Origin of the sequence: Thiomonas arsenitoxydans (genome assembly GCF_000253115.1) — a bacterium.
Taxonomy (GTDB): Bacteria; Pseudomonadota; Gammaproteobacteria; order Burkholderiales; family Burkholderiaceae_C; genus Thiomonas; species Thiomonas arsenitoxydans.
In genome coordinates this window covers 289256-315709 of record NC_014145.1, presented here as the reverse complement: position 1 = coordinate 315709, position 26454 = coordinate 289256, and the positions used below count along the sequence as shown (strand labels likewise).

Annotated in this window: 23 protein-coding genes; 14 read left to right on the top strand and 9 right to left on the bottom strand. The window is 65.8% G+C overall.

Annotation, left to right across the window (positions count from 1 at the left end; genetic code table 11):
• The first annotated feature begins 41 nt into the window (after positions 1–41).
• From THI_RS01435 to THI_RS01415, 5 genes are all read left to right on the top strand, one after another.
• Positions 42–1406, top strand: a complete 1365-nt coding sequence (locus THI_RS01435; protein ID WP_013104445.1) for an MFS transporter — start codon at positions 42–44, stop codon at positions 1404–1406.
• Positions 1407–1521: 115 nt separating this feature from the next.
• Positions 1522–1959 carry a heavy metal-responsive transcriptional regulator gene (locus tag THI_RS01430; protein ID WP_013104444.1) on the top strand — a complete coding sequence of 146 codons (438 nt, stop codon included), beginning with the start codon at positions 1522–1524 and terminating at the stop codon, positions 1957–1959.
• Positions 1956–4793, top strand: a complete 2838-nt coding sequence (locus tag THI_RS01425; RefSeq protein ID WP_013104443.1) for a heavy metal translocating P-type ATPase — start codon at positions 1956–1958, stop codon at positions 4791–4793. The genes THI_RS01430 and THI_RS01425 overlap by 4 nt, the downstream gene beginning before the upstream one ends.
• 12 nt (positions 4794–4805) lie before the next feature.
• The gene (locus THI_RS01420) at positions 4806–5210 is read left to right on the top strand and encodes a DUF302 domain-containing protein (protein ID WP_013104442.1); all 405 of its coding nucleotides are present in this window, start codon (positions 4806–4808) and stop codon (positions 5208–5210) included.
• Between the two features lie 30 nt (positions 5211–5240).
• On the top strand, positions 5241–5447 hold the full coding sequence (locus THI_RS01415; protein ID WP_013104441.1) for a CopZ family metallochaperone: 207 nt from the start codon (positions 5241–5243) through the stop codon (positions 5445–5447).
• Positions 5448–5757: 310 nt separating this feature from the next.
• Here the strand turns inward: THI_RS01415 and tgt are convergent, their stop codons facing one another.
• Complete coding sequence (tgt, locus tag THI_RS01410; protein WP_013104440.1) at positions 5758–6897, bottom strand: tRNA guanosine(34) transglycosylase Tgt; 1140 nt, start codon at positions 6895–6897, stop codon at positions 5758–5760.
• A gap of 62 nt (positions 6898–6959) precedes the next feature.
• Between tgt and THI_RS01405 the strand changes: the two genes are divergently transcribed.
• The 4 genes from THI_RS01405 to THI_RS01390 are packed head-to-tail and all read left to right on the top strand — an operon-like array spanning position 6960 to position 10479.
• A complete protein-coding gene (locus THI_RS01405) occupies positions 6960–8093 on the top strand; it encodes an MlaE family ABC transporter permease (RefSeq protein ID WP_231836308.1) in 1134 nt (377 codons plus the stop codon).
• A complete protein-coding gene (locus THI_RS01400; protein ID WP_013104438.1) occupies positions 8090–8872 on the top strand; it encodes an ABC transporter ATP-binding protein in 783 nt (260 codons plus the stop codon). The genes THI_RS01405 and THI_RS01400 overlap by 4 nt, the downstream gene beginning before the upstream one ends.
• 3 nt (positions 8873–8875) lie before the next feature.
• On the top strand, positions 8876–9844 hold the full coding sequence (locus THI_RS01395; RefSeq protein WP_013104437.1) for an MlaD family protein: 969 nt from the start codon (positions 8876–8878) through the stop codon (positions 9842–9844).
• Positions 9841–10479 (top strand): ABC-type transport auxiliary lipoprotein family protein, encoded by a 639-nt coding sequence (locus tag THI_RS01390; protein ID WP_041608849.1) that lies wholly within the window; start codon positions 9841–9843, stop codon positions 10477–10479. The genes THI_RS01395 and THI_RS01390 overlap by 4 nt, the downstream gene beginning before the upstream one ends.
• Before the next feature lie 13 nt (positions 10480–10492).
• On the opposite strand, the gene THI_RS01385 is transcribed toward THI_RS01390, so the two are convergent.
• The 5 genes from THI_RS01385 to THI_RS01365 form a co-directional block, all read right to left on the bottom strand.
• Entirely contained in the window at positions 10493–11110 is a 618-nt protein-coding gene (locus tag THI_RS01385; protein WP_231836306.1) for a DUF2202 domain-containing protein, read from the bottom strand.
• A gap of 61 nt (positions 11111–11171) precedes the next feature.
• A complete protein-coding gene (gene queA / locus THI_RS01380) occupies positions 11172–12347 on the bottom strand; it encodes a tRNA preQ1(34) S-adenosylmethionine ribosyltransferase-isomerase QueA (RefSeq protein WP_013104434.1) in 1176 nt (391 codons plus the stop codon).
• Between the two features lie 121 nt (positions 12348–12468).
• A complete protein-coding gene (locus tag THI_RS01375) occupies positions 12469–13530 on the bottom strand; it encodes a glycosyltransferase family 2 protein (protein ID WP_013104433.1) in 1062 nt (353 codons plus the stop codon).
• 8 nt (positions 13531–13538) lie between these two features.
• Positions 13539–14693: a GNAT family N-acetyltransferase gene (locus THI_RS01370; protein ID WP_013104432.1), complete on the bottom strand. Its 1155-nt coding sequence runs from the start codon at positions 14691–14693 to the stop codon at positions 13539–13541.
• Between the two features lie 49 nt (positions 14694–14742).
• The gene (locus tag THI_RS01365; protein ID WP_013104431.1) at positions 14743–15720 is read right to left on the bottom strand and encodes a polysaccharide deacetylase family protein; all 978 of its coding nucleotides are present in this window, start codon (positions 15718–15720) and stop codon (positions 14743–14745) included.
• A gap of 433 nt (positions 15721–16153) precedes the next feature.
• Here THI_RS01365 and katG point away from each other — a divergent pair, with 433 nt between their 5' ends.
• The 5 genes from katG to THI_RS01340 all read left to right on the top strand — a co-directional run bounded on the left by katG (position 16154) and on the right by THI_RS01340 (position 24188).
• Positions 16154–18349, top strand: a complete 2196-nt coding sequence (katG, locus tag THI_RS01360) for a catalase/peroxidase HPI (protein ID WP_013104430.1) — start codon at positions 16154–16156, stop codon at positions 18347–18349.
• 478 nt (positions 18350–18827) lie between these two features.
• Entirely contained in the window at positions 18828–20084 is a 1257-nt protein-coding gene (locus THI_RS01355) for an Hsp70 family protein (RefSeq protein ID WP_041608848.1), read from the top strand.
• Positions 20085–20336: 252 nt separating this feature from the next.
• Positions 20337–21929 carry a sensor domain-containing diguanylate cyclase gene (locus THI_RS01350; protein ID WP_013104426.1) on the top strand — a complete coding sequence of 531 codons (1593 nt, stop codon included), beginning with the start codon at positions 20337–20339 and terminating at the stop codon, positions 21927–21929.
• Positions 21930–22145: 216 nt separating this feature from the next.
• Positions 22146–22970, top strand: coding sequence for a hypothetical protein (locus tag THI_RS01345; RefSeq protein WP_013104425.1), 825 nt, complete (start codon positions 22146–22148; stop codon positions 22968–22970).
• Between the two features lie 36 nt (positions 22971–23006).
• Complete coding sequence (locus THI_RS01340; protein WP_013104424.1) at positions 23007–24188, top strand: acyl-CoA dehydrogenase; 1182 nt, start codon at positions 23007–23009, stop codon at positions 24186–24188.
• Positions 24189–24225: 37 nt separating this feature from the next.
• On the opposite strand, the gene THI_RS01335 is transcribed toward THI_RS01340, so the two are convergent.
• The 3 genes from THI_RS01335 to THI_RS01325 form a co-directional block, all read right to left on the bottom strand.
• On the bottom strand, positions 24226–25023 hold the full coding sequence (locus tag THI_RS01335) for a dioxygenase family protein (RefSeq protein WP_013104423.1): 798 nt from the start codon (positions 25021–25023) through the stop codon (positions 24226–24228).
• Positions 25024–25114: 91 nt separating this feature from the next.
• Entirely contained in the window at positions 25115–25777 is a 663-nt protein-coding gene (locus THI_RS01330) for a YceI family protein (protein ID WP_013104422.1), read from the bottom strand.
• 45 nt (positions 25778–25822) lie between these two features.
• Positions 25823–26401 (bottom strand): YceI family protein, encoded by a 579-nt coding sequence (locus THI_RS01325; RefSeq protein WP_013104421.1) that lies wholly within the window; start codon positions 26399–26401, stop codon positions 25823–25825.
• Between the last annotated feature and the right edge of the window lie 53 nt (positions 26402–26454).

The following is a 26454-nucleotide window of genomic DNA, read 5'->3' as shown; positions in this document are numbered from 1 at the left end:
ACCGACTGTGCGAACATGCCGGAGTTTTTTCCGCATCACGCATGTCTTCCACGCCTCCGTCCCACGATCCGCCGCTGTCTGTCAACCAGTTCAAGCTGCTGGGGCAGCGCCGTTTCGCGCCGTTTTTCTGGACGCAGTTCACCAATGCGGGCAATGACAACCTGCTGAAGTTCGCCTTCACCATGCTGGTGACCTACCGCGCCGAGGCGCAGACCGGGCTGCCCGCGGGGCTGATGGTCAACCTGATCGCCGCGCTGTATGTGCTGCCCTTCGTGCTGCTGTCGGCCACCGCCGGGCAACTGGCGGACAAGTGCGACATGGGCGTCATCATGCGGCGCATCAAGACCTTCGAGATTGTCATCATGCTCGCGGCGCTGTGGGGCTTCATTACGGTGAACGTGCCGCTGCTGTTGCTGTGCGTGCTGGGCATGGGGCTGCATTCCACCCTGTTCGGGCCGGTGAAGTTCGCCTATCTGCCGCGCCACCTGCACACGGCCGAGCTCACCGGCGGCAACGGCATGACGGAAATGGGCGGCTTTGTCGCCATTCTGTTGGGCAGCATGATTGGCGGGGTGTTGATGACCTATCCGCAAGGGCCGGTGTTTGCCGGGGTGGCCTGTCTTGTCGTCGCATTGGCCGGCTGGACGATGGCGCGCTTTGTGCCGCGCACCCCGCCGCTGTGCAGCGACACCCGCATCAACTGGAATCCGTTCAGCGCAACGGCGCGCAGCCTCAGGCTCGCAGCGGCCGACCGACCGGTGCTCGTGGCGCTGATCGCCATTGCCTGGATGTGGTTCTACGGCGTGGCCTTCCTCACCCAGTTTCCGATCTTCACCCGCGAGGTGGTGCACGGCAGCGAAGCGGTGGCGTCACTGCTGCTGGTGATTTTCGCCGTGGGCATCGGCCTGGGCTCGGTGGCCTGCGAGTGGATGGCGCATGGCCGGGTGGAAATCGGCCTGGTGCTGGTCGGCGCCATCGGCATGTCGGTGTTCGGCATCGACCTCTACTTTGCCACGCAAAATCTGCCACACAACGGGCAGTTGCAAACCCTTACCCTGTTCCTGCGCGAAGGCGAGCACTGGCGGCTGATGGTCGATCTGCTGCTGGTTTCGGCCAGCGCCGGGATTTACAGCGTGCCGCTTTACGCCTTCATTCAGCACCGCGTGGCCGAAACCCACCGCGCTCGCGTAATCGCTGCCAGCAATATGCTCAACGCCCTGTTCATGATTGCCTGCGCGGCGTATTGCGCCGTGTTGCTCACCGCAGGCGTGGGCGTGCCGATGCTGCTGCTCACCGTGGCCGTGTTCAACGCCCTGGTGGTGGCCTGGTTGGTGCGAACGCAGCCGGTGTACGGGCGGCGCTTCGTCGCCTGGGTGCTGCGCCGGAAAATGGCGGCGGGTTCTTGAGCGCCCGCTGATCCGCCCGGCTGATTTTCATTTCAACCACGGATCCCATTCCAACCCTATAGTCTTTAGTAAGATGTAAAGTTTGCCTCTCCACCGTACCCGCCCGCGCCGCACCATGCCGCTCCCTCAAGCCCGCTTTGAATCGTCCCAGCTCACCATTGGCGAGTTGGCGCAGCGTGCGCAACTGGGCGCGGAAACGCTGCGTTACTACGAACGTCTGGGCCTGCTGGCTCCAACGCAGCGCACCGCCAGCGGCTACCGGCTGTACGCGCCGCAGGCCATCGAGCGGCTCGATTTCATCCGTCGGGCGCAGGCGCTGGGGTTTTCGCTGGCGCAGATCGGCGAGCTTCTGGCGCTGCACGCCCGGCCCGAGGCCGATATGGGCGCGGTGCGCACCCTCGTCGCGCAGCGACTGGCCGAGATCGACGCCAAGATGGACGATCTGCAGCGCATGAAAAAAGGTCTGCAGACCCTGCTCGACGCCTGCCCCGGCCACGGCCCCACGGCGCAGTGCCCCATCCTCGGCGCCTTACGAAATGGAGAGCCGACATGAAAGCGCCTACCTCCCCCACACCAGACTTGGCCGCCTGCCCGGTGGATCTACCGGAGACACCAGAGCCATCCGGCAAGGCCCCGGCCGCGGGCCAGACCCTGCGGCTCGATGTGGGCGGCATGACCTGCGCCTCATGCAGCGCTCGGGTGGAACGCGCCCTGAACAAGCTTCCCGGCGTACAAGCCGCCAGCGTCAACCTCGCCACCACGCAGGCCGAGGTGACATACGACCCGCAGGCCGCCACGCCGCAAGCCATTGCCGATGCGGTGAGCGCCGCGGGCTACACCCCGATCGTCGCCGAAGCCACGCTGGACGTGGAAGGCATGACCTGCGCCTCCTGCGTCGGCCGGGTGGAGCGTGCGCTGCGCAAGCAGCCCGGCGTGCTGTCGGCTACGGTGAATCTGGCGGTCAACCGCGCGCAGGTGCGTTATCTGCCCGCCATGCTCGACGCCCAAGCTCTGGCGCAGGCCGTGGTGGACGCGGGCTACGGCGCCCGTCCAGTGCAAGAGGGCGATGCCGCCGCCGAAGACGCCAGCGCGGCCGCCCACGCCCGGAATCTGGCGCGCATGCGGCGCGGCTTGCTCCTCGCTGCCGCGCTGGCCCTTCCCGTGCTGCTGCTGTCGATGCTGCCCATGCTCTGGCCCGCGCTCGACGCCGCGCTGCTGCGTGTCTCACCCGTTCCGCGTTTTTGGGACTGGGTGCAGTTCGTCCTCACGAGCGCCGTGCTGTTCGGCCCCGGGCGTCGGTTCTTCCGCACCGGTGCCATCGCCTACCGCCATCTCTCGCCCGACATGAATTCGCTGGTCGCCACCGGCACCGGAGCGGCCTGGGCTTACAGCACGCTGGTGCTGCTGGCGCCGCAATGGTTTGCCGCCGAGTCACGGCACGTGTATTTCGACTCCGCCGCCGTGGTGGTGGCGGTGATTCTGGCGGGCAAATATCTGGAAGAACTGGCCAAGGGCCGCGCCTCCACCGCCATCCACAAACTCCTCAGGCTGCAGGCCAAGCAGGCCACCCGTCTTGACGCACAAGGCGCAGAACAACAGGTCAGCCTCGCCGCGCTGCGCATCGGCGACCGCGTGCTGGTGCGCCCCGGCGAGCGCCTGCCGGTGGACGGCAGCGTGATCGAAGGCGACAGCCATGTGGACGAATCCATGCTCACCGGCGAAGCCGTGCCGGTGCGCCGCAAGCCGGGCGACCGGGTAGTCGGCGGCACCGTCAATGCCGAGGGCCGGTTGGTGATCGAAGCCACCGCACTGGGCAAGGACACCGTGCTGTCGCAGATCGTGCGGCTGGTGGAAAACGCGCAGACCGGCAAGCTGCCGGTGCAGCGCGTGGCCGACCGGGTGGTGGCCGTGTTCACCCCCGTCGTGCTGCTGATCGCCGCGGCCAGCTTCGCCGTCTGGCTGGCGCTCACCGGTGACGTGAGCGCCGCGCTGGTTGCGGCAGTCGCCGTGCTGGTGGTGGCCTGCCCCTGCGCCATGGGTCTCGCCACCCCGGCGGCCATTCTGGTGGGCAGCAGCCGCGCGGCCGAAATGGGCGTGCTGTTCCGCAAGGGCGAAGCGCTGGAAGCGCTGTCCCGCATCGACACCGTGCTGCTCGATAAAACCGGCACCGTGACGCTCGGCAAACCGGCGCTCACCGCGCTGCACAGCACGCTGCAAGACACCGAAGCGCTGCGCCTCGCCGCCGCGCTGGAAGCCGACTCCGAGCACCCGCTGGCCCGCGCGGTGCACGACGCCGCCGCGCAACGCGGCCTGACCCTTCCCACCGTGCAGAACTTCGCCGCCATTCCCGGCTACGGCGTGCGTGCCACCCTCGACGGTCACACCCTGCTGCTCGGCGCGCGGCGGCTGATGGAGCGCGAAAGCATCTCGCTGAATACCCTGGGCGAGCAGGCCGACGCGCTCGAAGCCCAAGGCCAGACCGCGGTGTTTCTGGCGCAAGATCAGAATTGCATCGCCGTACTGGGCATTTCTGATCCCCTCAAGCCCGAGGCCGTCGCCGTGGTGCAGGCGCTACGCCAGCGCGGCCTGTCCATTGCCTTGGTTACTGGCGACGCCCGGCGCACCGCGCAGGCCGTGGCCGATGCGCTGGGCATTCATGACGCCCCCGCCGCCGAGCCGCCTCAAGGCGGGGGCAGCCCCCTCGGGGGGCAGCGAGCGCATGCGAGCGTGGGGGTCTCCGTCCCCGCCGCCGAGCCGTCTCAAGGCGGGCATCTCCCCCTCCCAACCTCCCCCACGGCGTGGAGGAGGAGTGATCACTCCCTCCCCACCAGTGGGGAGGGCCGGGGTGGGGATGGCCCCCTCGGGGGGCAGCGAGCGCATGCGAACGTGGGGGTCTCCGTCCATGCCGAAGTGTTGCCGCAAGACAAAGCCCGCGTGGTCGCCGAACTGCAGGCGCAGGGGCGGCGCGTGGCCTTCGTTGGCGAAGGGCTGAACGACGGCCCCGCACTCGCCCAGGCCGATGTGGGCCTGGCGCTGGCCAGCGGCACCGACGTCGCCATCGAAGCCGCCGATGTCAGCCTGACTCGCGGCGATCTCGCCGCGCTGCCCAGCGCCATCGACACCGCCCGCAGCACCCTACGCACCATCCACGGCAATCTGTTCTGGGCGTTTGCCTACAACATCGTGCTCATTCCCCTGGCCGCTGGAATCGCCGCGCCCTGGGGCGTGCACCTGCACCCCATGCTGGCCGGAGTGGCCATGGGGCTGTCGTCGGTCTTCGTGCTGGGCAACAGCCTGCGGCTCAAACGCCTTTCCCCCTGGCAGGCGCCGCAGGCTCATTCATCGGCACAATCAGCCCCACTTTCTGCCTTGATCCACACCCCCTAAAGGAGCTTTGACATGCCCTCCATCGTGTTTTCCGCCCAAGCCTGCTGCGCCTTCGACGACGCCATCACCCGCACCACCGAAGCGCTGAAGGCGCAGGGTTTCGGCATCATCAGCGACATCGACGTGTCGGCCACCCTCAAGGCCAAGCTCGGCGTCGACCGCCCGCCCTATCGCATCCTCGGCGCCTGTGCGCCGGGCTATGCCATGAAGGCGCTCGACTTCGATCCGCACATCGGCGCGCTGCTGCCGTGCAATGTGGTGGTGCGCGAAGACGCGGCCAACCAGCAGATCGTGGTCGACTTCATGAACCCCACCTCGGTGCTCGGCCTGATCGACAAACCCGAAGTGCACGCCATTGCCAAGGAAGTCTGCGAAAAGCTGATGAAGGTACGCGACGCCCTCGCCCAACCCGCCTGATCTCTAGCCACCACAATAGGAGAAAAACTCATGAACACCGTGCAACTTCAAGTCACCGGCATGACCTGCGGCCACTGCGTCGCCGCCGTGACCAAGGCGCTCAAATCCGTCCCCGGCACGCAGGACGCGCAGGTCGATCTGGCCAGCGGCCGCGCCACCGTGCAGGGCAGCGCCGCACCCGAAGCGCTGGTCAAGGCCGTCTCCGACGAGGGCTACGGGGTGACGCTCAAGGATTGAATCCGCGTTTCACGCGCTTACCGCAACTGCCTGTGGCTCAACGGCGGTGAACGCTGGACGGGCGAGCAGGAAGAAGCCTTGCACGCGGTCGGGCGCATGGCAACGCAATTGGCTGCCGGTTAAGAGAACCTCTCAAGGAAACGCCGGGCCGCCCCAAGCTTCCTTGTCCACCTCGCGGCTTGCAAGCCGCTCGGATTCGGCTCCGTCCAAGCTGCCGCAGGGCCGCTTGGAGCCGTGGGCCTCATCCCCCTCGGGGGGCGGGCTGGGCCGTCCCCTTCCCGACCTCACCCACGACGTGGGGGAGGTGAGATCACACCCCGCGCGCCCGGTCGGCGTGGAACTGAGCGACGAAGGCGTCGAAAGCCTCGGCGTCGAGCGCGGTGCGCATGCCGCGCATGAGTTGCAGGTAGTAGTGCAGGTTATGCGTGGTGGCCAGCATGCCGAACAGCATTTCGCCGCAGCGGTCGAGATGGTGCAGATAGGCGCGCGAGAACTGTCGGCAGGTGGCGCAGGTGCAGGTGTCGTCAAGCGGTCGTTCGTCCTGCTTGAAGCGGGCGTTGCGGATGCGCAGATCGCCGAAGCGGGTGAACAGGTGGCCGTTGCGCGCATTGCGTGTGGGCATGACGCAATCGAACAGGTCGATGCCCGCGCTCACACCGTCCACCAAATCTTCCGGCGTGCCCACGCCCATGAGGTAACGCGGCTTGTGGGCGGGCAGGCGCGGCGCGGTGTGGCGCAGCAGGCGCAGCATGTCGTCTTTGGGCTCGCCCACGCTCAGGCCGCCGATGGCGTAGCCGGGCAGATCGAGCGCGGCGAGGCCGTCTAGCGAAGCGTCTCGCAGCGGCTCGAACATGCCGCCCTGCACGATGCCGAACAGGGCGTTGGGGTTTTCCAGCCGCGCGAATTCGGCCTTGCAGCGCGCGGCCCAGCGCAGCGACAGTTCCATCGATTCGCGCGCCTCTGCTTCGGTCGTGATGTGTTTTTGCCCGGCGCGATCGACGTCGTAAGGCGTGCATTCGTCGAACTGCATGACGATGTCGGAGCCCAGCACGGTCTGGATCTGCATGCTCACCTCGGGGGTGAGGAACAGCTTGTCGCCGTTCACCGGCGAGGCGAAACGCACGCCTTCCTCGCTGATCTTGCGCATCGCCCCCAGGCTCCACACCTGAAAGCCGCCGCTGTCGGTGAGGATGGGCGCGTCCCAGCCGATGAAGCGGTGCAGACCGCCGAACTGCCGCACCACGTCGAGCCCCGGCCGCAGCCAGAGGTGAAAGGTGTTGCCCAGAATGATCTGCGCGCCCGCCGCTTTCAGGCCATCGGGCGTGATGCCTTTGACGGTGCCGTAAGTCCCCACCGGCATGAACTGCGGGGTGTCGATGCGGCCGTGATTGAGGGTGAGCGTGCCGCGGCGGGCCTGGCCTGCGGTGTGGTGAACGGTGAATTGCAGCATGGGCGATATTGTTTCAGACTTGCCGTGGCGCGCTTCGTCCGATCCGCTAACCTATGCACGCCATGATCGCCCCTTCAACCGCCGACGCCCCCGCCACCCTGAACTGGATGGCGCAGGAGGACGCGCCTGAGCGACGCGTGTGCCGACTGCAGGGCGCGTGGAATGCGCAAGGTCTGGCGCGCGAGCCGAACACCCATCTGCCCGCAGGCACGCGGCACGTCACCCTCGACGCCAGCGCCACCACACTCGACACACCCGGCGCGCTGCTGCTGGTGCGCAGCATGGCGCAGTGGCAAAGCGCCGGGGCCACGGTGGACGCCAGCGGCCTGAGCCCGCCGCAGCAGCAGTTGCTCGATCTGGTGCGCCAGCGCGCGCTGGCGTTGCCGCCCGCTGCGCGCCGCCTCGGCTTGCTGGGCGACATCGGCCGCGCCACGCTCATTGCGCTGGACGAACTGCGCGCGCTGCTGGCCTTCGTCGGCGAACTGGTGTGGCGTGGCGCGCCGCTGCTGCTGCAGCCCTGGCGCGTGCGCTGGCGCGAAGTCATCCACGAAATCGACGCGGCGGGGCTGCGCGCCATCGGCATCATCGGCCTGCTGTCTTTTCTCATCGGCATGGTCATGGCGTATCAGGCCGGGGCCACGCTGGCGACCTATGGCGCCAACATTCTCATTGTCAATCTGGTGTCCATCATCACCCTGCGCGAACTCGGGCCTCTGCTCACCGCCATTCTGGTGGCCGGGCGCACCGGCTCGTCGTACACCGCGCAGATCGGCACCATGCGCATCACCGAAGAGGTGGATGCGCTGCGCGCGCTCGGGCTGTCGCCATTTGAGATGCTGGTGCTGCCCAAGGTCATCGCCCTGGTCATCACCCTGCCGCTGCTGGCGCTGTTTGCCGATGTGATGGGGCTGGCGGGCGGTGGAGTCGTGGCCGCGGTCGGCTATGGCGTGCCGCTGAGCGAATACGTCGCGCGCATTCCGCAGGTGGTGGGGCTCAAAACCCTGGTGCTCGGCTTGGTGAAAGCGCCGGTGTTCGCCGTAGTCATCGCCCTGGTGGGCTGCATGCAGGGCCTGCGCGTTGCGGGCAGCGCGGCGGCGGTGGGCCGCGCCACCACGGTGAGCGTGGTGCAGGCCATCTTTCTGGTGATCGTGATTGACGCCAGTTTTTCGGTGCTCTACAACCTGCTGCACCTATGAACAAACCCGCCGATCTGGTCATCGACGCGCAAGGCATCGTCAACCGTTTCGGCGACGTGGTGGTGCACGAGGGCCTGAACCTGGCCGTGCCGCGCGGCGCCATCATGGCGCTGGTGGGTGGCTCGGGCTCGGGCAAGACGGTGCTGGTGCGCAGCCTGCTCTTGCTGCGCGCACCCAGCGGCGGCACGCTCAAGCTGTTCGGGCAGGACGCGCTGGCGGCCGACGAAGCGCAGCGGCAAGCGCTGCGCCAGCGCATCGGCGTGCTGTTCCAAGGCGGCGCGCTATTCACCGGCCTGACCGTGCTGGAAAACGTGCTGCTGCCGCTGCGCGAGCAAGGCCTGGTGGACAAACGCCTGCTGCCCGAACTGGGCATGCTCAAGATCGGTCTGGCCGGGCTGCCTGCCGATGCGGCGCACAAATATCCGGCTGAACTCTCGGGCGGCATGGTCAAGCGCGCCGCGCTGGCCCGCGCGCTGGCGCTCGACCCCGAACTGCTGGTGCTCGACGAACCGACCTCGGGCCTCGACCCGATCGGCGGCGTGGCGTTCGACCAGCTCATTCGCGAGCTGCGCGACCTGCTGGGGCTGACTATTCTGCAAGTCACGCACGATCTCGACTCCATCTGGCACGGCAGCGACACGGTGGCGTTTCTCGCCCGCAAAAAAATGCTGGCGGTCGGCCCCGCTGCAGAACTGGCGCAGCGCGACGAGCCTGAGCTGGTTGCTTATTTCCGCGGCAGCCGTTCGGCCGCCTATCTGCACGAAACCCTTTCGAGGTAGGACATGGAATCGAAAGTCAATTACACCGCCGTCGGCCTGTTCGTGGTGCTGCTGGGCGCGCTGCTCGGCGGCCTGGGCTGGTGGCTGGCCACCGGCGGCAAGCAGACCGCCACCCGGCCGTATCTGATCTACGCCACCGACAACGTCAGCGGCCTGAAAACCGACAGCAATGTGCTCTACCGCGGCGTCACCGTGGGCAAGGTCGCAAGCATCGAGATCGACCCGAAAAACCCGGCCCTCATCCGCATCAAGGTCGAGATCGACAGCGCGGTGCCGGTGCGCAGCGACACCGTGGCGCAGCTCAGTCCGCTGGGCGTCACCGGGCTGTCGGCGGTGAACCTGATCGGCGGCGCCTCGTCGACACCGCTGCCCACCCCGCCCGGCGAGCCCGACCCGGTCATTCCCTACAAGCCCTCGGTGTTCACCCAGATCGAGGGCGGCATCAACGACGCGGCCATCACCCTGGCGCGCATCAGCCAGCGGGTGGACGCGCTGCTCAGCCCGGCCAATGTGCAGTCGATCAGCGACACGCTGCGCAATCTGCAGACCCTCTCCGCCTCTCTGGCGGCCAATCAGAACAACATCAATCAGATGTTTGCCAACGCCCGCCAGACCAGCGCCAACCTGACGCAGATGAGTGCGCAAGGCAGCGCGCTCATGCTGCAAAGCCAGGCGCTGGTGAAGCGGCTCGATGGCGTATCGGCCCAGCTAGGCGGCTCGATGCCGCAGATCGGCGCCGCCGCCAACAGCGTTGCCCAGGCCGGCGACACCACCACCGCTTTCACCCAGGCTGGCGTGCAGGCCATGACTCAGCTTCAGACCCGCACCCTGCCCGAAGTGGACGCGCTGGCGCGCAATCTGCAGCAGCTCAGCAGCCAGCTCGGCGCGCTGACCGAAAACCTCAAAGCCAACCCCAGCCAACTGCTGTACGGCCCGGCCTTGCCGCCGCCGGGCCCGGGAGAAAAACCATGACCGTCTCTTCTGTTTTGCCGCTGCGCCGCGCCGCCCTGGCCGCTTTGCTGAGCCTGGCCAGCCTGACCCTGGCCGCCTGCGCCCTGCCCGTCAATCGTGCGCCGGTGCAGCAAACCTACCGCCTGACCGCCACTGAGATCCGCACCGCGCCGCTGCCGCAAGCCACGGTGATTCAACTCCTGCCGGTCCGCGCCAGTGCCGGATTTCAGTCGCCCGCCATGATGTACAGCCGCAGCCCCGACACGCTGGAACCCTACCGCGACAGCCGCTGGCTCGCCCCGCCGGCCCAGCTCGTGGGCGAAGCCATCGCCCGCACCCTGAGCCGCCAGCCGTGGATCAGCGCCGTGCAACAGCAGGCCGTGCTGGTGAACGCGCCGTGGACGCTGCACTGCAAGCTGAACCGGCTGGAGCACGATGTTCATGCGAATCAGGGCACCGTGCACTTGGATCTGGTGTGCGATCTGGCGAACCAGCGCACCAGCCGCATTGCCGCGCATTGGCATTTCGACGGCAGCCAGACCATTGCCGTGAACGACGCCGCGCACTTCGCGCAGGGCGCGCAGACCCTGCTGGATCAGGCGCTCAAAGGCATCGTGGAGAACACCCGCGCCGCCGTGGCGGCAGCGCAGTCCTGAAGCATCTAAGACATCAGCACTCTTCGCGTTCGCTCCAGGCCACGGCCTCGAAGTCGCTCAGACTCAGGTATTGCGGCACATACTCGCCGCGATGCCGCTGCAGATGGCGGAAGAACGCGCGCAGATGATTGCGCGAGCCGCGCTCCAGGTCGTCGTAAACCGCCAGAATTTCCGGCTGACGGGCGCGGCTGCGCGCTTCTACCAAATCAAAAATATCCAGCTCTTCGATCAGCAGCCCAACCTTGATGGCGTCGAGCTCGCTGCGCAGGCCGCGTTCCACCAACTGGTTGTGCAAAGTCTGAAAGTCGGGCGTGCGAAACTCGCCCACCGCCAAGCCCTGCGCCGGATCGGGCAGGTCGTAATGCGTCAGCAGCGCGGCGATGGCGTCCATGTGCGCCTGCTCGGCCCCGCTGATGTTGACCAAAGGCCGCAGCGCCCAGCGCTCGCCGAGTTGCAGATAGACATCGCGGGCGATTTTCTCTTCTTCGCACATGTGCAGCAGGTCATGCTCTTCCTCGGCGCTGAGCGCTTGGGCGGTGTGCGACTGAATGCGCTGGCGAATGGCCGCCATATGCTCGGTGCGGTGTTGATGCCGGTCCTGCATGAACCGGGGGGAGAGGATTTGTTCCATGATGGCGTCCAGTCTGAATTGGTTGTTCATTCTGGGCGCATGACACCGGGATGGTTTTGCGTCAACGCAAATCCTGACGGGTCAGCCACATGGCATCTCCGTAGCTGAAAAACCGGTAGCGCTGGGCAATGGCATGGGCATAGGCGGCGCGGATGGTGTCCATGCCGGCAAAGGCGGACACCAGCATCAGCAAGGTGGACTTGGGCAGATGAAAATTGGTCAGCAGCGCGTCCACCACGCGAAAGCGATATCCCGGCGTGACGAACAGCGCGGTATCGCGGGCGCCTGGCAGCACGGCGCCGTCTGGGGCCCCGGCGGCTTCCGCCGCCAGCGCGGCCGATTCGAGCGCACGCATGGCCGTCGTGCCCACCGCAACCACCCGCGGGGCGGCGTGCATCTGGCCTGCCGCGCGCGCCTGCGCTTGCCGCATCCGTACTTTGGCAATCGCTTGCGCGGTCGCCTCGGGCACGGTGTACCACTCGCTGTGCATCTGGTGCTGCCGCAGATCGTTCACCCGCACCGGCTGAAACGTGCCCGCCCCCACGTGCAGGGTGACGGCTGCGCGCTGCGCGCCCATCGCGTCGATTTTCGCCAGGATGGCCTCGTCGAAGTGCAGCCCCGCCGTGGGCGCCGCCACCGAGCCGGGGTGCTGCGCATACACCGTCTGATAGCGCTGCACATCGTCACCGCCCGGCGCGTGGGTGATGTAGGGCGGCAAGGGCACCGCACCGTACTGCTGCAACAAGGCCAGAGGCTCGGCTGGAAACTCCAGTTCAAACAAGCCACCATCCGGCCCGGCCCGGCCCACGGTCGTCACGGCGAAAAGCGGCGCCGATGCGTGCGGCTCGTCGCCTGCCGCGGCATCGGGTCGAGCCGCCCCCAGCCACAAAACCTGGCCCGGCTTGGGCGATTTGCTCGCCCGCACATGCGCCCAGACCCGGTTGTCCGCCCGCACCCGCTCCACCAGCACTTCCACCGCGCCGCCCAAAGCGGCACCGGCCTCCCCGGCCGCCTTGAAGCCCCACAACCGCGCCGGAATCACCCGGGTGTCGTTGAACACCACCAGATCGCCTGCGCGCAGCAGACCGGGCAAGTCGCGAAACCCACGGTCGATCAGCGCCGGCGGATTGCCCGCATCGAGCAGGCGACTGTCGCTGCGCCGCGCCGGCGGATGCTGGGCGATCAGTTCGGGCGGCAGGTGAAAGTCGAAATCGTCTGCGGTGAGGCCGGGCGACATCGCGCCCGACTCGACCGCGGAGCCACGGGAAAGGGAAACAGTCATCAGTAGGAATGAGTTTGAAGCTAGGTTGGAGCCAAGTAGCCGGTTGCGCCCGCCGACTCGCCGCGCGCCGGGCGGTTCAAGCGCGTACGCGCCGCAGCAGGTTGAGCAGCCCGGAAGGCAGCATGATCTTAAACAAGGTGCGCAGCGTTTGCCCCCTGAAGGTGTGATAGACAAAGACGCTGCTGGTCAGCAGACCGAAAGCCGCCTCGGGCTGAAGCTCGGCCAGCATGTCGGCCGCGCTGAGGCTGAGCGCCCCCAGGTGACGCAGCGAACGGCGATCACGGCGCTGGCCGGGTTGGCTGTCGCGCGCATAGATTTTCTTGGCTACCGCAAGTGAATCCAGCGCCGTGCGCGGGCTGGAGGAAATCTGGGTGGGGCTGCGGCGGTAATCGAGCAAGGGAATGTCGAGATGCGCCACGGGCCCGGCTCGAGCCACGCGCACGAACCATTCCCACTCGCAGACGATCTTGATCTCGGGATCGAACATCCCGGCGCGCTGCAGTGCGTCCCGGCGGAACATCACCGTGGGGGGATGGATGAAATTGCCCTGCACCAGTTCGTCGTAAACCTCTCCCCAGTAAATCGGAATGACGATTTGGCCGTTCTGCCGCACACTCTCCTCCGGTAGCAAGGCAAAAGTTTCTGCCTGCGGATACCGCGCCCTCAGGCCGCCCCGTTGCGGGCTACAGCGGGAGTAATAGACGCCGCAATAAGAGGCGGGCGCCAGGGGGCCGGCTTCGTCGAAGGCGCTGAAATCGGAACTGCAGAGCAGGATGTCGGGGTGCGACTGGAGGTAGCGCAGTTCAATCGCGATGCGATCCGGGCGGCACAGATCGTCGGCATCGAGCAGTGCGATGTAGTCGCCCCGAGCCGCCTGCACGCTCGTATTCCTCGCCGCGCCTATACCCGCATTGGTCTGTCGGATCGTCCGCACCCGCCCTGCATAAGCCTCCAGAACTTCCGCCGTGCCATCGGTGGAACCATCGTCCACGACCACGACATCGAGATTTCGGTGCGTCTGGGCGAACAGGCTGTCGAGCGTTTGCGCAAGGGTGTTGCGGGCGTTGTACGCCGGGATGACCACGGAAACCAAGGCTTCCGGGTCGGCAGTCCCTGACCTACTCGAATCGGCGTTCATGGGCTCGTCTACTCGGCTACGGGGTGTGCGGTGAGCTTCGTTTCCACAACGTCCATGTCCTCGGTAGGCTCTGCCGCAGCGCGGTTTGCAGCAAACCTTGCCTTGACGCGGTAAAGCCAGTGAATCAAGCCTGGGCGATGAACCCGCAAGCCGAGTGTCTCGCGGGTTTGTTGAAAGTAGTGCCGCTTGTGGTCGTAGTCGCCTTTGAGCATGTCGAAGCGCGTGCAACGTTCCCCGATCGCCGCTTCGATGACATACCCCATGAGCACTTCCCCAGGGCTGAGCGCAAGGTGCTGAGGATCGAATCCAGCCTGAAAGTAGTAGAGCGTCGCGCCATGACGAAAGCCGTAGAACATGGCAATGGTCTGCCCATTCATCTCCAGCCCATACAGGCGCAACCGGCCCTGCGCCAGCAGGGCATGCATGAGGGCGCGATGGAATTCAAGGTACTGCGGCGAGGTGAAACTGAGTTCTTCGGTACGCCCTTGCCAGCGCAGCCGATGCAACTCGGCGAGCCGCTCAAACGCCCAATCGATTTGCGCGTCTTGTTGGATCTGAAAAAAACGCGCTTCTGGCTGCGCTTCAAATTTTCGGCGCTTCCGACCTAAAACCTCACGTCGATTACGGCTGAGTCCTTTGCGATAACGCTCCCAGTCCGGCGGCAAATCGCCGTAGATGATGCGGTTCACCGGCGTGCGCTCGATCGAGCCTGAAATCTGTGTGCTTTGCTGCGTCCAGCAAGTCACCAAGGCCGAATCGGCGGGCAAATCGACGAGATCGAGCAACTGCCAACCGAAAACGTTGTTGAGCACATGGTCGACGAACGCTCTGGCAACGGCCTGTTCGTGGGCGGGATCGAACAACATGCCCAGATCGTCGGGCGCGGTATCGCCTCCGGAGCCGAGGGGCCTGAGCTTACGCACGCGCAGGATCTTGAAGGCGCGGTGCGTCTCCAGATACAACGGAAGAATGCCCACGGCCTGACCGCCAGACCGAGCCACCAGAATCTGCAGTTGCCGCCCCGCCCCATATTGCGACCACCACAGACGCTGCCAATCCCAGCTGAGAAACAGACTGTTTCGCGGGGTCAGCCCCTCGATGGCGCGCCACTCGGGCTCCAGGGCGTCGAAGGCCGGCGTCGTGGTGATGAGTTCAATTTGCATGGATCAGACGTGGCGCGAAGCGGGGCGCCAATGCGCGAATTCAAGTTTCTCAGGCCCAAGGCCGGTGCATGCGCCAGGCCAGAAGGGGAAGATGCGATGTCACAGGAATGCGCGGAATGGCCATCGGATCGACCTCGGCCGACACCATGCCCTCTTCAGTCGTCACGGCCGCGCGGTAGATCGAGCGGGCGACCTTCCGCACTCGCTCATCCGTCGAACCGTTGGGGTAGCAAAACAAATCGACCCTTCGGCCCAGCTCAGTCTCCAGTCGCTCACGGCTGTCCTGCAACTCGTGCTGGATTTCATCTTCTGTCAGCGTGGGCAGGATGGGGTGAGTCAGGGTGTGCGAACCTATCGTCAGACAGCCATGGTCGCAGGCGCGCACCTCATCCCAGCTCATCATGTCGTAAGCCTCGTGCTCTGCAGGGATGGGCACGAAGCGCGGCGTGCAATCGCGCAGAACGTCCTGCGCATGTTGTCTTTGCGGCAGCGACAGGGTTTTCATCCAGGCAATGAAACCTTCGAGGTGATGCGCAGGCGAATTCAAGGTCTGCGCACACTCCATCAGCCCTTCATTTGATAAACGCTTCAACCGGGCGCGCGCCTCGTGGTTCCACATCCACTGCCTGGCATCCACCAGGCCAGGACAGACAAAAATCGTGGCCGGTATCTCAAGTTGCTCGAGGATGGGGCGGGCGATGCGGTACTGATTGCACAGCCCGTCGTCGAAGGTGATGGCGAGCTGGCTGCGGCCGGCCCCAGCGGGCGCGGGCACACCGTCCAGAATCTCTCGAACCATGAGATCGAGCGGCACGATGGCATAGCGCTGCTTCAACCACGCCAGCATGCGGTGGAAATCTCCTGGAGGCATCGTGCTTCCACCCACGCCGTGCAGCATGAGGATGCGGCGCACAGGATGGCGATGCGCTAGCCAGTGCGACACCCCACTGCCGAGCGCCACCGCTAAAGCGGAGGTGCGCGCGTAGCTTTTGAGTGCGCTTGGAGCCGTGGGAGGGGAATCAGCCATGCGATTCTGGAAAGTTGCTGTACAGATTGTCTTAAGCCCAAAAAGGGCTCGAAATCGTTAAAACCACTATACAAATAATTACGACTGTGAAGAAACCCGCCCCCCTGAATGAATGGCGGGATAAGTACGCCCTTCACCAAGGCGAGGTCGTACGTACGAAAGAACGGCACAAACACGGGAACAGTGGGCCATCGTTTCATACAACACCCGATAAAAACAGGAAATAAGTCACCAACTTGCGTCTTGAAGTGGAACCCTGCTGAACTTTCAACCCATTTGAACGGCGCCGCAGCAAGGCGCCAATCCGGCCTTTGCCTAGTTTTACTCAATCAATCGCATTGGAACTTTTAATTGTTCTTTTCAATTATTGCGCCCTAAGCTGCAACGGTCGCATCAAGCACCTCGAAGCGATGACAACCTCAAGGAGACAACCATGTCGAACGATTTGAAATGCCCGGTGGCGCACAGCACCCACACCAAGACTGTCGCCGGGGCGATGGGCAACGCCAATTGGTGGCCCAACCAGCTCAACCTCAAAATGCTGCACCAACACGCGCTAGCCTCCAATCCGATGGGCGAGGCATTCAACTATGCCGAAGAGTTCAAGACGCTCGATCTCGACGCCGTGATCCAAGACCTCAAGGCGCTGATGACCGACTCGCAGGACTGGTGGCCTGCGGACTACGGGCACTACGGCCCGCTGTTCATCCGCATGGCTTGGCACGGCGCGGGCACTTACCGCATTGGCGACGGACGCGGCGGCGCGGGCAGCGGCTATCAGCGGTTCGCGCCGCTCAATAGTTGGCCCGACAACGTCAATCTCGACAAGGCGCGTCGTCTGCTGTGGCCGATCAAGCAGAAGTACGGCCGCAAGCTGTCTTGGGCCGATCTGTACATTCTCGCGGGCAATGTGGCCCTCTATTCGATGGGCTTCAAGACCTTTGGTTTCGGTGGCGGACGCGCCGATGTGTACGAACCGGAAGAAGATACTTACTGGGGTTCGGAGAACACCTGGCTGGGCGATACGCGCCAGGGCACGCAGCAAGCCGATCTCGAAAACCCGCTCGCCGCCGTGCAGATGGGGCTGATTTACGTCAACCCGGAAGGGCCGGGCGGCAAGCCCGATCCGCTGGCTTCGGCGCAGATGGTGCGTGAAACCTTCGCGCGCATGGCCATGAACGACGAAGAGACCGTGGCGCTCACCGCCGGCGGTCACACCTTCGGCAAATGCCACGGCGCCGGGCCTGCCACGCATGTCGGCCCAGCGCCCGAGGCGGCGCCGGTGGAGGAGATGGGACTGGGCTGGATCAGCAGCTACATGAGCGGCAAGGGCGGCGACCAGATCGGCAGCGGCCTGGAAGGCTCCTGGACGCCCACGCCGACGCAGTGGGACATGAGCTACTTCGAGGTGCTGTTCGGCAATGAATGGGAAAACGTCAAAAGCCCGGCGGGTGCGCATCAATGGGTGCCCAAGCAGAACACCGACAAGAACATGGCCCCGTCAGCGGCGGATGCGTCGAAGAAGGTGCCCATCCTCATGACCGATGCCGACATGGCCATGCGCGTCGATCCGATCTATGAAAAGATCTCACGCCGCTTCATGGCCAACCCGGACGAGTTCGCCGACGCCTTCGCCCGCGCCTGGTTCAAGCTCACGCACCGCGACATGGGGCCGCGCACCCGCTACCTCGGCAAGCTCGTGCCCAAGGAAGAGCTGATCTGGCAAGACCCGGTGCCTGCGGTCGATCATCCGCTGATCGACGCGGCAGACATTGCGGCGCTCAAGGCCAAATTGCTCGCCTCCGGCCTGTCCATCCCCCAACTGGTCGGCGCCGCCTGGGCCTCGGCCTCCACCTTCCGCGGCAGCGACAAGCGCGGCGGCGCCAATGGCGCGCGCATTCGCCTCGCACCGCAGAAAGACTGGGAAGCCAACCAACCCGCCGAGCTGGCCAAGGTGCTGTCCAAGCTCGAAGCCCTCCAGAAAGAGTTCAACGCGCAGGCCGCGGGTGGCAAAAAAGTGTCGCTGGCCGACCTGATCGTGCTGGGCGGTTGCGCCGGGGTGGAAGCGGCGGCGAAGAAGGGCGGGGTCGACGTCGAGGTGCCGTTCTCACCCGGCCGCACCGACGCCACGCAGGAACGAACCGATGTGGCGTCATTCGCCGTGCTCGAACCCAAGGCCGACGGCTTCCGCAACTACACCCGCAAGGGCTATGCCGGTTATGCCGCTGAATTGCTGGTCGACCGGGCGCAGTTGATGAACCTGAGCGCGCCCGAGATGACGGTGCTGATCGGCGGCATGCGCGCGCTGAACACCAACGTCGGCAAATCGCACCACGGCCTGTTCACCCAGCGACCGGAAACCCTGAGCAACGACTTTTTCGTCAATCTGCTCGACATGGGCACGAAGTGGGAGCGCACCGCAACCGAAGGCGTGATGGAGGGCCGCGACCGCAAGACCGAGGCGCTGAAGTGGACGGCCACCACGGTCGATCTCATGTTCGGCTCCAACGCCCAGCTTCGCGCCATTGCCGAGGTGTATGCCGGCAGCGATGCGCAGCAAAAATTCGCACACGACTTCGCCGCGGCATTTGGCAAGGTGATGAATCTGGATCGATTCGACCTGGCCTGAACCTTGAGGAAGCCGGTCGAGGCGCGAGCCGAGACCGGCTTGGCTGGACTTCGCCGGGAAGGTTTTTATCCCGGTTTTTTTGTGCGCGCGCGCAAACCCGCCTCTGCGTCGCGCCAGTTAGCCCGCCGCACAAATACCGCTCTTTCAACCCAGATTTTCCATGGGGACACGGGTTGATGGCGCGGCGGGTTGGGGATCCCCCTCCCGACCTCCCCCCCGGCGTGGGGGAGGTGAAATCACTCCCTCCCCACTTGTGGGGAGGGTTGGGGTGGGGTGGATTTGGCCCTGCGTGACAAGCCCATAGCCATCGCTATGGGCGCGAAGCGCGGGGGCGAAGACGCCCTGGATTCTCAAACTCGCGCCCGCCAGCGCCCGTGTAGGGGCGAAGCCCCGCCTGATGGAAGATCTGGGTTCAAGGTGAGTAAACTGCGCAGCCCGCTGCATCGCGTGCAGCACTGCGGCAACCTCACTTTTGTTCATGATGTCCCCTCTACACGGCACGCTCGGGATTGATTTCGGCACCTCCAATTCGGCGGTGTCTTGGGCGGAGCCACACGGACTGTCGCGTCTGATTCCGTTGGAGGGCGAAGCGCTGGCCATGCCCACTGCCGTGTTCTTCAACGCGGAAGACCACCGCACGCACTTCGGGCGCGACGCCGTGCGGCAATACCTCAGCGGCTCGGAAGGACGGCTGATGCGTTCGCTCAAAAGCCTGCTGGGCAGCCCGCTGCTGCTGGAGAAGACCGAGGTCAACCACCAGCAGGTCAGCTTTCAGGACATCGTGGCGACCTTCCTTGCCGAGTTGCGCCAACGTGCGGCGCAGGCGCTGGGCCGCGCGCCCACGCGGGTGGTCATGGGCCGACCGGTGCACTTTGTCGACGACAACCCGCAGCGCGACGCGCAGGCGCAGCGCTCGCTGCACGAGGCCGCCCTGGCGGTGGGGTTCGAGCAGGTGACGTTTCAACTGGAGCCGATTGCGGCGGCGCTCGACTACGAGCGCCGTCTGTCGCGCGAGAGTCTGGTGCTGGTGGTCGATGTGGGCGGCGGTACGTCCGACTTCACCGTGGTGCGACTGGGCCCGCAGCGCAGAGCGCAAGCCGACCGCAGCGCCGACGTGCTCGCCACTACCGGGGTGCACATCGGCGGGACCGATTTCGACCACAAGCTCAGTCTGGAGCGGGCCATGCCTCTGCTGGGCTACCGCCACCTGGGGCCGCAGCAGCGCGAGGTGCCCAGCCGCGTGTTTTTCGATCTCTCGACCCGGCACCTGATCCAGTGGCTGTATCTGCCGCGCGCGCTGAGCCAGGCGCAGGCGCTGCGCGAAGACTATGCCGAGCCCCAACTGCACGAGCGACTGATGACGGTGCTGCGCCACCGCGAGGGGCACCGGCTGGCGCATGAGGTCGAGCAGGCCAAGATCCGCTGCTCGCAGGACGATGCCGATACGGCCATCACGCTATCGTTCATCGAGAGGGGGCTGCAGGCTTCGCTCACCCCCGCCGATCTGCGCGATCATCTGGCGGATTTGCTGTCGCGTACCGTGGCCTGCGCCCGCGACTGCGTGCAGCGCGCGGGCCTGGGCGGCGGCGCACTCGATGCGATCTACCTCACCGGCGGGTCGAGCGCGCTGCGCCCTTTTCAGCGCGCACTGCAGGCCGAGTTCGACGGCGTGGAGTTGGTGGTCGGCGACCTGTTCGGCGGCGTGGCCTCGGGCCTGGCGTACAGCCGCGGTTGATTCGTTGCGCAACCGGCGCGCCTGTGCGCGGTTCCGCCGGTAAAAAGGCGGGTGCGTAGGACATTGCGAAAAACAGGCTGCGCTGTGACATTTTCCCGAGACGCCTGCCGCCGAGTTCAGGAACAATGTTTACATTTCCCTCATGAGAAAATGCCGGGCCGCCCCAAGTTTTCTCATCCCCCACGGGGGGCCTGACGCGAACGCGGCAGGTCTGGGGGCGCTCTCAGCCACCTGATTTTTGCCGTTGCGCACATGACCCCCTGGCCTCGCCGCAGTCTTGAGCCCCGTTCTGCCGTCAGCGGCAGCGAGTCGGCACGCCTGACCGGCGAAGCCTCGCCACCCATCGGCCGACTCGGCCTGTTTCTGCGCAGACAGGACGAGCACGCCTATGTGCATGATCTCTGGCCCGATATCGCCGCGCGGTTGCGCCTGCTCGGGCTGTTGGGCGGTCTGGTGTGTTTGCTCGGCAGCATCGTCGACTGGACCCAGCTGCACGACAGCCCCCCGTTCTTCTGGCTGCTGGCCGTGCGGCTGGCCGTGTTGGCGCTGGGCCTGTATCTCTGGCGCGTGGCGCGACCCGGCGCTGTCGCGCGTCCGGCGCAATTGCGCACGGCGCTGATTCTGTTTGAACTCGGGGTCATCGTCGCCTTGCGTCTGGTCAATTTGGGCTATGGCGAGTTCTCACCCTATCAGGGGCTGACCGGCCTGCTCATAGTGGCGTCGGCTTATGCCTTCGTGCCCATGCTCAGCCCGGTCAACTTCTGGCTGTTGCCGCTGGGCACCGCCAGCCTATTCATTCAGGCCTACGGGTGGCATCACGCCTCGTGGCGCGACCTGAGCGCGCTGCTGGTCATCGCGCTGTATGTGCACATTCTGGGATGGATGACTGCCGCCCACAACGCCCGCTCCGGCCGCCTGCTCTGGCTCGAGCGCCAGCGGCTGGAAAAAGAAATGCGGGAGCGCCGCACCGCCGAGAGCAATCTGCGCCATCTGTTCGAGGTCTGCCCGGTGCCGCTGGTCCTGAGCCAGCAAGACAACGGCTCGGTGTTGCGATTCAACCGCGCCGCTCAGGCCCTGCTCGACCCGGAACGGCGCCACACTGAACCGGGCTCTGCCTATGCCTCGAATTTTTACGCGGACGCGCGTGCTCGCAGCGCCGTGACCGATGCGCTGAAAGCACGCGGCGAAGCGGGCCCTGTGGATGTGCGCATGCTCACCTCCAGCGGCAATCACATCCACGTCATGCTGGCCGCCAGCAGCCTGCGCTACGACAACAAGGCCGCGGTGCTCACCAGCCTGGTGGAAATCACCGACCGCAAGCAGCGCGAGCAGGCGCTCACCCGCATGACCCAGACCGACGCGCTGACCGGGCTCTACAACCGCCGCGGCTTTTTTGAGCGCGCCAATGCCTTGCTGCAGTCAGCCCGCGACCAAGCGCCCAGTCTGCTGCTGATCGACGCCGACCACTTCAAGCGCGTCAACGACGCGCACGGCCACGCCGTGGGCGATACCGTGCTGGTGCAACTGGCCAATCGCATGAACGCCGCGCTGCGCGAGGGCGACGTGATCGGGCGGATCGGCGGCGAGGAGTTCGCCGTCTTTCTGCCCGCCACTAGCCTGGAAAACGCGTATGAACTGGCTGATCGCATCCGCCTGTCGGTGTCGCGACATGCGCTACGCATCCAGGGGCTGCGGGTGCCGATGACGCTGAGCATCGGCGTCACCGTTCTGCAGCTTGGCGAGAGCACTCTGGAAGCCGCGCTGGGCCGTGCCGATACGGCCATGTACCAGGCCAAACAAAACGGCCGCAACCGGGTGGATCTGGCGGCGGCCTCGGTTTTGTAGGCGTCCGGCGCTGCTGCGCGCCCGAGGGGCGACCCGGCGTTTGCTCATGCGCTGATGCAAGCCTGAGGGATTGAGCGGCAAGACGCGCGATCGAGGCTGGTTTGAAGCAGCGCCATTCGCCGCCTAGACGGCAAAACACCGCCGTCCCTTATGCGTGCAGACCCAACTCACTTCCTTCTATGCTGGGCGTTGGGCGATTTTTCGAGGGAATGCATCATGGAGAGCAAGCAGAGGAAGGCAGCGTTACTGACGGTGTTCGCGCTGGTTCTGGCGCTGGTGTGGTGGCGTCCGCTGCAAGCCACGGCGCAGCGGTCTGTCGAGTCGGGACTGCAGCGCGCGCTGGTGACGTTTGCTTCGGCGCGGGCGCTCAACGGCGTGCTCAGCGTGGCCAAGAGTGCGTCGGTGAGTTTTCAGATCGGCGCGGGCGCTTCGGTGCAGCCGGGCGCGGCACTCGACCCGCTGGACGATCTGGTCGAGCAGTTTTCCACCGTCATGCTGGTGGCGACTTTGTCGTTTGCCATGCAGCAAGTGCTGATCTCGGTGTTCAGCGCCTGGCCGCTGGCGGTGGTGCTCTCCGCCCTGTTTCTGGCCTGGGCTGTGCTGGTGCTGCGAGAGCGCCGCGCACCGCCCTGGCTGGCGCGGCTGTCGGTTGGCCTGTTGGTGCTGAGCCTGAGTGTGCCCGCCGCCTCGCTGGCCAGCGAGCTGACCTATTCGCTGCTGATGGCGCGCGACTACGCCGCCGCTCAGCAGCAGGTCAGCCTGTCCACCTCCGCAGCCTCTGAAGCGCAGACGGCGGCGCAGGCCGACGGCGGGGCCTTGGACAAGCTCAGACAACTGTGGTCGCAGACGCAGGACATCGGCCAGCAGGTGCAGGCGCTGCAGGCCAAGGCGAGCGGCATCGTGTCGCATCTCATCACCCTGGCGGCCGTCTTTTTGATACAAACCGTGGTGCTGCCCCTGCTGTTTTTCTGGGGGATGATGCGGCTTTACCGGCTGCTGCTGGGAAGAACGTGGCCGGGCCGGGCGCCCGCCGTAAGATGATTTGCCCCTGATTGATTTCTCCTGCAAGGAAAACCCATGGCCTCCTCCAAACCCGCGTTTCAATGGGACGATGCGCTGCAGCTCGACGCCCAACTCAGCGCCGACGAACGGGCGGTGCGCGACGCCGCGCAGGCGTATTGCCAGGACCAGCTCGCGCCGCGGGTGCTCAGCGCCTTCCGCCATGAAACCACCGACCCGACGATCTTCCGCGAAATGGGAGCGCTCGGCCTGCTCGGCCCGACGATTCCCGAGGCCTATGGCGGCGCCGGGCTGAACTATGTGGGTTACGGGCTGATCGCGCGCGAGGTCGAGCGGGTCGATTCTGGCTATCGCTCGATGATGAGTGTGCAGAGCTCGCTGGTCATGCTGCCGATCTTCGCCTTCGGCTCCGAAGCGATGAAGCAGAAGTATCTGCCCAAGCTGGCCCGCGGCGAATGGATCGGCTGCTTCGGGCTGACCGAACCCGATCACGGCTCCGACCCCGGTGGCATGAGCACGCGCGCCCGTGCCGTGCCCGGCGGCTATGCGCTCACTGGCAACAAGATGTGGATCAGCAATAGCCCGATCGCCGATGTGTTCGTGGTCTGGGCCAAGGACGACGCGGGCGAGATTCGCGGCTTCGTGCTCGACAAAGGGGCAAAGGGGTTGAGCGCACCAGCCCTACACGGCAAGGTCGGCTTGCGTACCTCGATCACCGGCGAGATCGTGATGGACCAAGTGTTCTGCCCCGAGGAAAACGCCTTTGCGCAGGTGCGCGGACTCAAAGGCCCGTTCACCTGCCTGAACAGCGCGCGCTACGGCATCGCCTGGGGTGCGATGGGCGCGGCGGAAGACTGCTACGCCCGTGCGCGGCAGTACGTGCTCGACCGCAAGCAGTTCGGCCGTCCGCTGGCGGCCAATCAGCTCATCCAGAAAAAACTGGCCGACATGGCGACCGACATCAGCCTCGGGCTGCAAGGCGTGCTGCGCCTGGGGCGCATGAAGGACGACGGCACGGCGGCGCCCGAAGTCACCTCGCTGCTCAAGCGCAACAACTGCGGCAAGGCGCTGGACATCGCCCGCACCGCGCGCGACATGCTCGGCGGCAATGGCATTTCAGACGAGTTCGGCGTGGCCCGCCATTTGGTGAATCTCGAAGTGGTGAACACTTACGAGGGCACGCACGACATCCACGCCCTCATTCTCGGCCGGGCGATCACGGGCATCGCGGCGTTCTGAGTCTCACGCCACCGTCCGCGACGCGGCGCATTCCCGCTCAGGCGGAGACAAACTCCCAAGCGTCCATGCTGAGGTTGCCGTAGTGCACGCCCCCGGCATGATGACGCGGCGTGGCGCCCTCGCCAGCGGCGCCCAGCGCCCAGAACAGCGGCAGTAGATGCTCGTCGGTGGGGTGCGCGCGTGCCGCATGCGGCGCTCTGCGGCGGTAGTCGAGCAGCGCCGGGGTGTCGCCGCGGTCGATCATGCCGCGCATCCATTCGACGAAAGCCTGCACGTAGGCGGCCGGTGGATCGTCGGTGCGGGCGGACGGGTGAAACTCGTGCAGATTGTGCGTCAGGCTGCCAGTGCCGAACAGCAAGACGCCTTGCTCGGTCAGCGGCGCCAGCGCCGCGCCCAGGCGGTAGGCGAGCGCGGCGTCGAGCGGCCAGGGCATGGCCAGCGGCATCACCGGAATATCCGCCTGCGGAAGCATCAGCCGAAGCGGTGACCAGACGCCGTGATCGAGCCCGCGCTGCGGGTCTTCGTGCACGCCCCAGCCGGCTTCGCGCAACAGTGCTTCTATCCGCGCAGCCCACTGCGGCGCGCCGGGCGCGGGGTATTGCAGGGCATAGAGCGCGCGGTCGAAACCGCCGAAGTCGTGCAGGGTCGCGGGCCGCGTGCTGGTACCCAGAATGGGCTGCCGCGCCATCCAGTGCGGCGAAAAGGCGAGGATGATCTCGGGCCGCGGCAGCGCGTGCCCGAGCGCCTGGAGCATCGGCCCGGCGCTGCCCGGCTCCAGCGGCAGCATGGGCGAGCCGTGAGAGACAAACAACGTGGGCATGCGCTGATCGGGCATGTTCAGCTCCTCTCAAGGAAACGCCGGGCCGCCCCAAGTTTCCCTGACCCCCGCGGGGGGCGGGCTGGGCGCAGACCGGCCCTGGGGGCACTCATGATGGGGTGCGCACGCCTTCGATCTCCACGCGCACTTTCACCGCATGGCTCAGGCCGGCGGGGAAAGCGGTCATGCCGTAGTCCATGCGATTGATCGTGGTGGTGGCGACGAAGCCGCTGAGATAACCGCCCCAGGGTTTGGGCAGATAGGCCACATCGCCCGCGCCTTCCAGCGTCACCTCGAAGGTCGCCGGGTGGGTCACGCCGCGCAGGGTGAGGTTGCCGTAGAGCTTGCCATGGGTCTGGTTCTGCGGCACATAGCGCGTGCCGACGAAGCGGATGTCGGGGTGCGCAGCGGCATCGAAAAACGGCGCGGCCAGCAGATCGGTGTTGCGTTGCGACAGGAAGGTGTCCAGACTATGGGCGGGGATGACGATGTCGGCCTTGTCTTTGGCGGGGTTCGCAGGGTCGAAGGTGTAGCTGCCAGTCACCCGTTTGAACACGCCGGTGAAGCGCCCGACACCCGCGTGGCCGATGGTGAACTGCACCCCGGAATGATCGGGATCGACGCGGTAACTCCCCGCCGGATCGGCATGCTTGTGAACATAGGCCTGCGGCGCCGTGGTTTCGGCGGCCCAGGCCGGAGCGGCGCAGAGCGCCATGGCCACGGCGGTTGAAAGCGCGGGGGCCAGAAGTGAGCGGGAGCTTGAACGCAACATGGTGAAGTCCTTTCAGAGAGAGTGTGGTGTGCGGTAAGTCAGTTGTTATTGCGGAGAAACGACCAGATGCACCTGCACCGCAATGGCGGCGGCCACCACGCTGGTGTCCGCCCACGAGCCGGTGCCCAGGCCGAAGGCGGTGCGGTCGAGCGTGAAGGCGGCGTCCATGATCAGGTCTTTGCCGTCGGGATGGGTGCTCACCTGCACGCGCAGCGGCTGGCTGTGGCCCTTCACGCTGAAGGTGCCGCTAACCCAGTAGCGTCCCGGTCCATCGGGGGTGAATTGGCTAGAGACGAAACGGGCCTGCGGATCGGCTTTGGCCGCCAGCCAGTCGGCCCCGGCGAGCAGGGCGTTGGTCTGGGCGCTGCCCGCGTCCACGCTGGCCGACTGCACCGCAACCTCGACGTGCGACTTGGCAAGGTCGCCCGGCATGAAGTCGATCTGCGCGGTCACGTTTTTGAAGTGGCCTTTCATCGGCACGCCCATCTGGGTGGCGCTGAAGCTCACGCTCGACGCAGGCAAAGCGTGGGTGTAGGCCGCAGCGGGAACGGGCTGCGCCCAGGCTGCAGCGCAGATCGACAGCAGGGCGGCGCCGCACAGCGTTTTGATCGAGAGAGGCGACATGGTTGATTTCCCTTTCCAAAAGAGGGCACGCGGAATGGCGAGTCTTGAGCCCA

Bases quoted from the DNA above. Each gene is read 5' to 3' on its own strand.
- queA (WP_013104434.1), bottom strand. From the start codon at position 12,347: ATGTCGCCCGGCCTCACCGCAGACGATTTCGACTTTCACCTGCCGCCC.
- THI_RS01395 (WP_013104437.1), top strand. From the start codon at position 8,876: ATGGAATCGAAAGTCAATTACACCGCCGTCGGCCTGTTCGTGGTGCTG.
- THI_RS01415 (WP_013104441.1), top strand. From the start codon at position 5,241: ATGAACACCGTGCAACTTCAAGTCACCGGCATGACCTGCGGCCACTGC.
- THI_RS01385 (WP_231836306.1), bottom strand. From the start codon at position 11,110: ATGGAACAAATCCTCTCCCCCCGGTTCATGCAGGACCGGCATCAACAC.
- THI_RS01375 (WP_013104433.1), bottom strand. From the start codon at position 13,530: ATGAACGCCGATTCGAGTAGGTCAGGGACTGCCGACCCGGAAGCCTTG.
- THI_RS01340 (WP_013104424.1), top strand. From the start codon at position 23,007: ATGGCCTCCTCCAAACCCGCGTTTCAATGGGACGATGCGCTGCAGCTC.
- THI_RS01430 (WP_013104444.1), top strand. From the start codon at position 1,522: ATGCCGCTCCCTCAAGCCCGCTTTGAATCGTCCCAGCTCACCATTGGC.
- THI_RS01405 (WP_231836308.1), top strand. From the start codon at position 6,960: ATGATCGCCCCTTCAACCGCCGACGCCCCCGCCACCCTGAACTGGATG.
- THI_RS01420 (WP_013104442.1), top strand. From the start codon at position 4,806: ATGCCCTCCATCGTGTTTTCCGCCCAAGCCTGCTGCGCCTTCGACGAC.
- tgt (WP_013104440.1), bottom strand. From the start codon at position 6,897: ATGCTGCAATTCACCGTTCACCACACCGCAGGCCAGGCCCGCCGCGGC.
- THI_RS01355 (WP_041608848.1), top strand. From the start codon at position 18,828: ATGATGTCCCCTCTACACGGCACGCTCGGGATTGATTTCGGCACCTCC.
- THI_RS01435 (WP_013104445.1), top strand. From the start codon at position 42: ATGTCTTCCACGCCTCCGTCCCACGATCCGCCGCTGTCTGTCAACCAG.
- THI_RS01330 (WP_013104422.1), bottom strand. From the start codon at position 25,777: ATGTTGCGTTCAAGCTCCCGCTCACTTCTGGCCCCCGCGCTTTCAACC.
- THI_RS01390 (WP_041608849.1), top strand. From the start codon at position 9,841: ATGACCGTCTCTTCTGTTTTGCCGCTGCGCCGCGCCGCCCTGGCCGCT.
- THI_RS01325 (WP_013104421.1), bottom strand. From the start codon at position 26,401: ATGTCGCCTCTCTCGATCAAAACGCTGTGCGGCGCCGCCCTGCTGTCG.
- THI_RS01345 (WP_013104425.1), top strand. From the start codon at position 22,146: ATGGAGAGCAAGCAGAGGAAGGCAGCGTTACTGACGGTGTTCGCGCTG.
- THI_RS01365 (WP_013104431.1), bottom strand. From the start codon at position 15,720: ATGGCTGATTCCCCTCCCACGGCTCCAAGCGCACTCAAAAGCTACGCG.
- THI_RS01370 (WP_013104432.1), bottom strand. From the start codon at position 14,693: ATGCAAATTGAACTCATCACCACGACGCCGGCCTTCGACGCCCTGGAG.
- THI_RS01350 (WP_013104426.1), top strand. From the start codon at position 20,337: ATGACCCCCTGGCCTCGCCGCAGTCTTGAGCCCCGTTCTGCCGTCAGC.
- THI_RS01425 (WP_013104443.1), top strand. From the start codon at position 1,956: ATGAAAGCGCCTACCTCCCCCACACCAGACTTGGCCGCCTGCCCGGTG.
- THI_RS01400 (WP_013104438.1), top strand. From the start codon at position 8,090: ATGAACAAACCCGCCGATCTGGTCATCGACGCGCAAGGCATCGTCAAC.
- THI_RS01335 (WP_013104423.1), bottom strand. From the start codon at position 25,023: ATGCCCGATCAGCGCATGCCCACGTTGTTTGTCTCTCACGGCTCGCCC.
- katG (WP_013104430.1), top strand. From the start codon at position 16,154: ATGTCGAACGATTTGAAATGCCCGGTGGCGCACAGCACCCACACCAAG.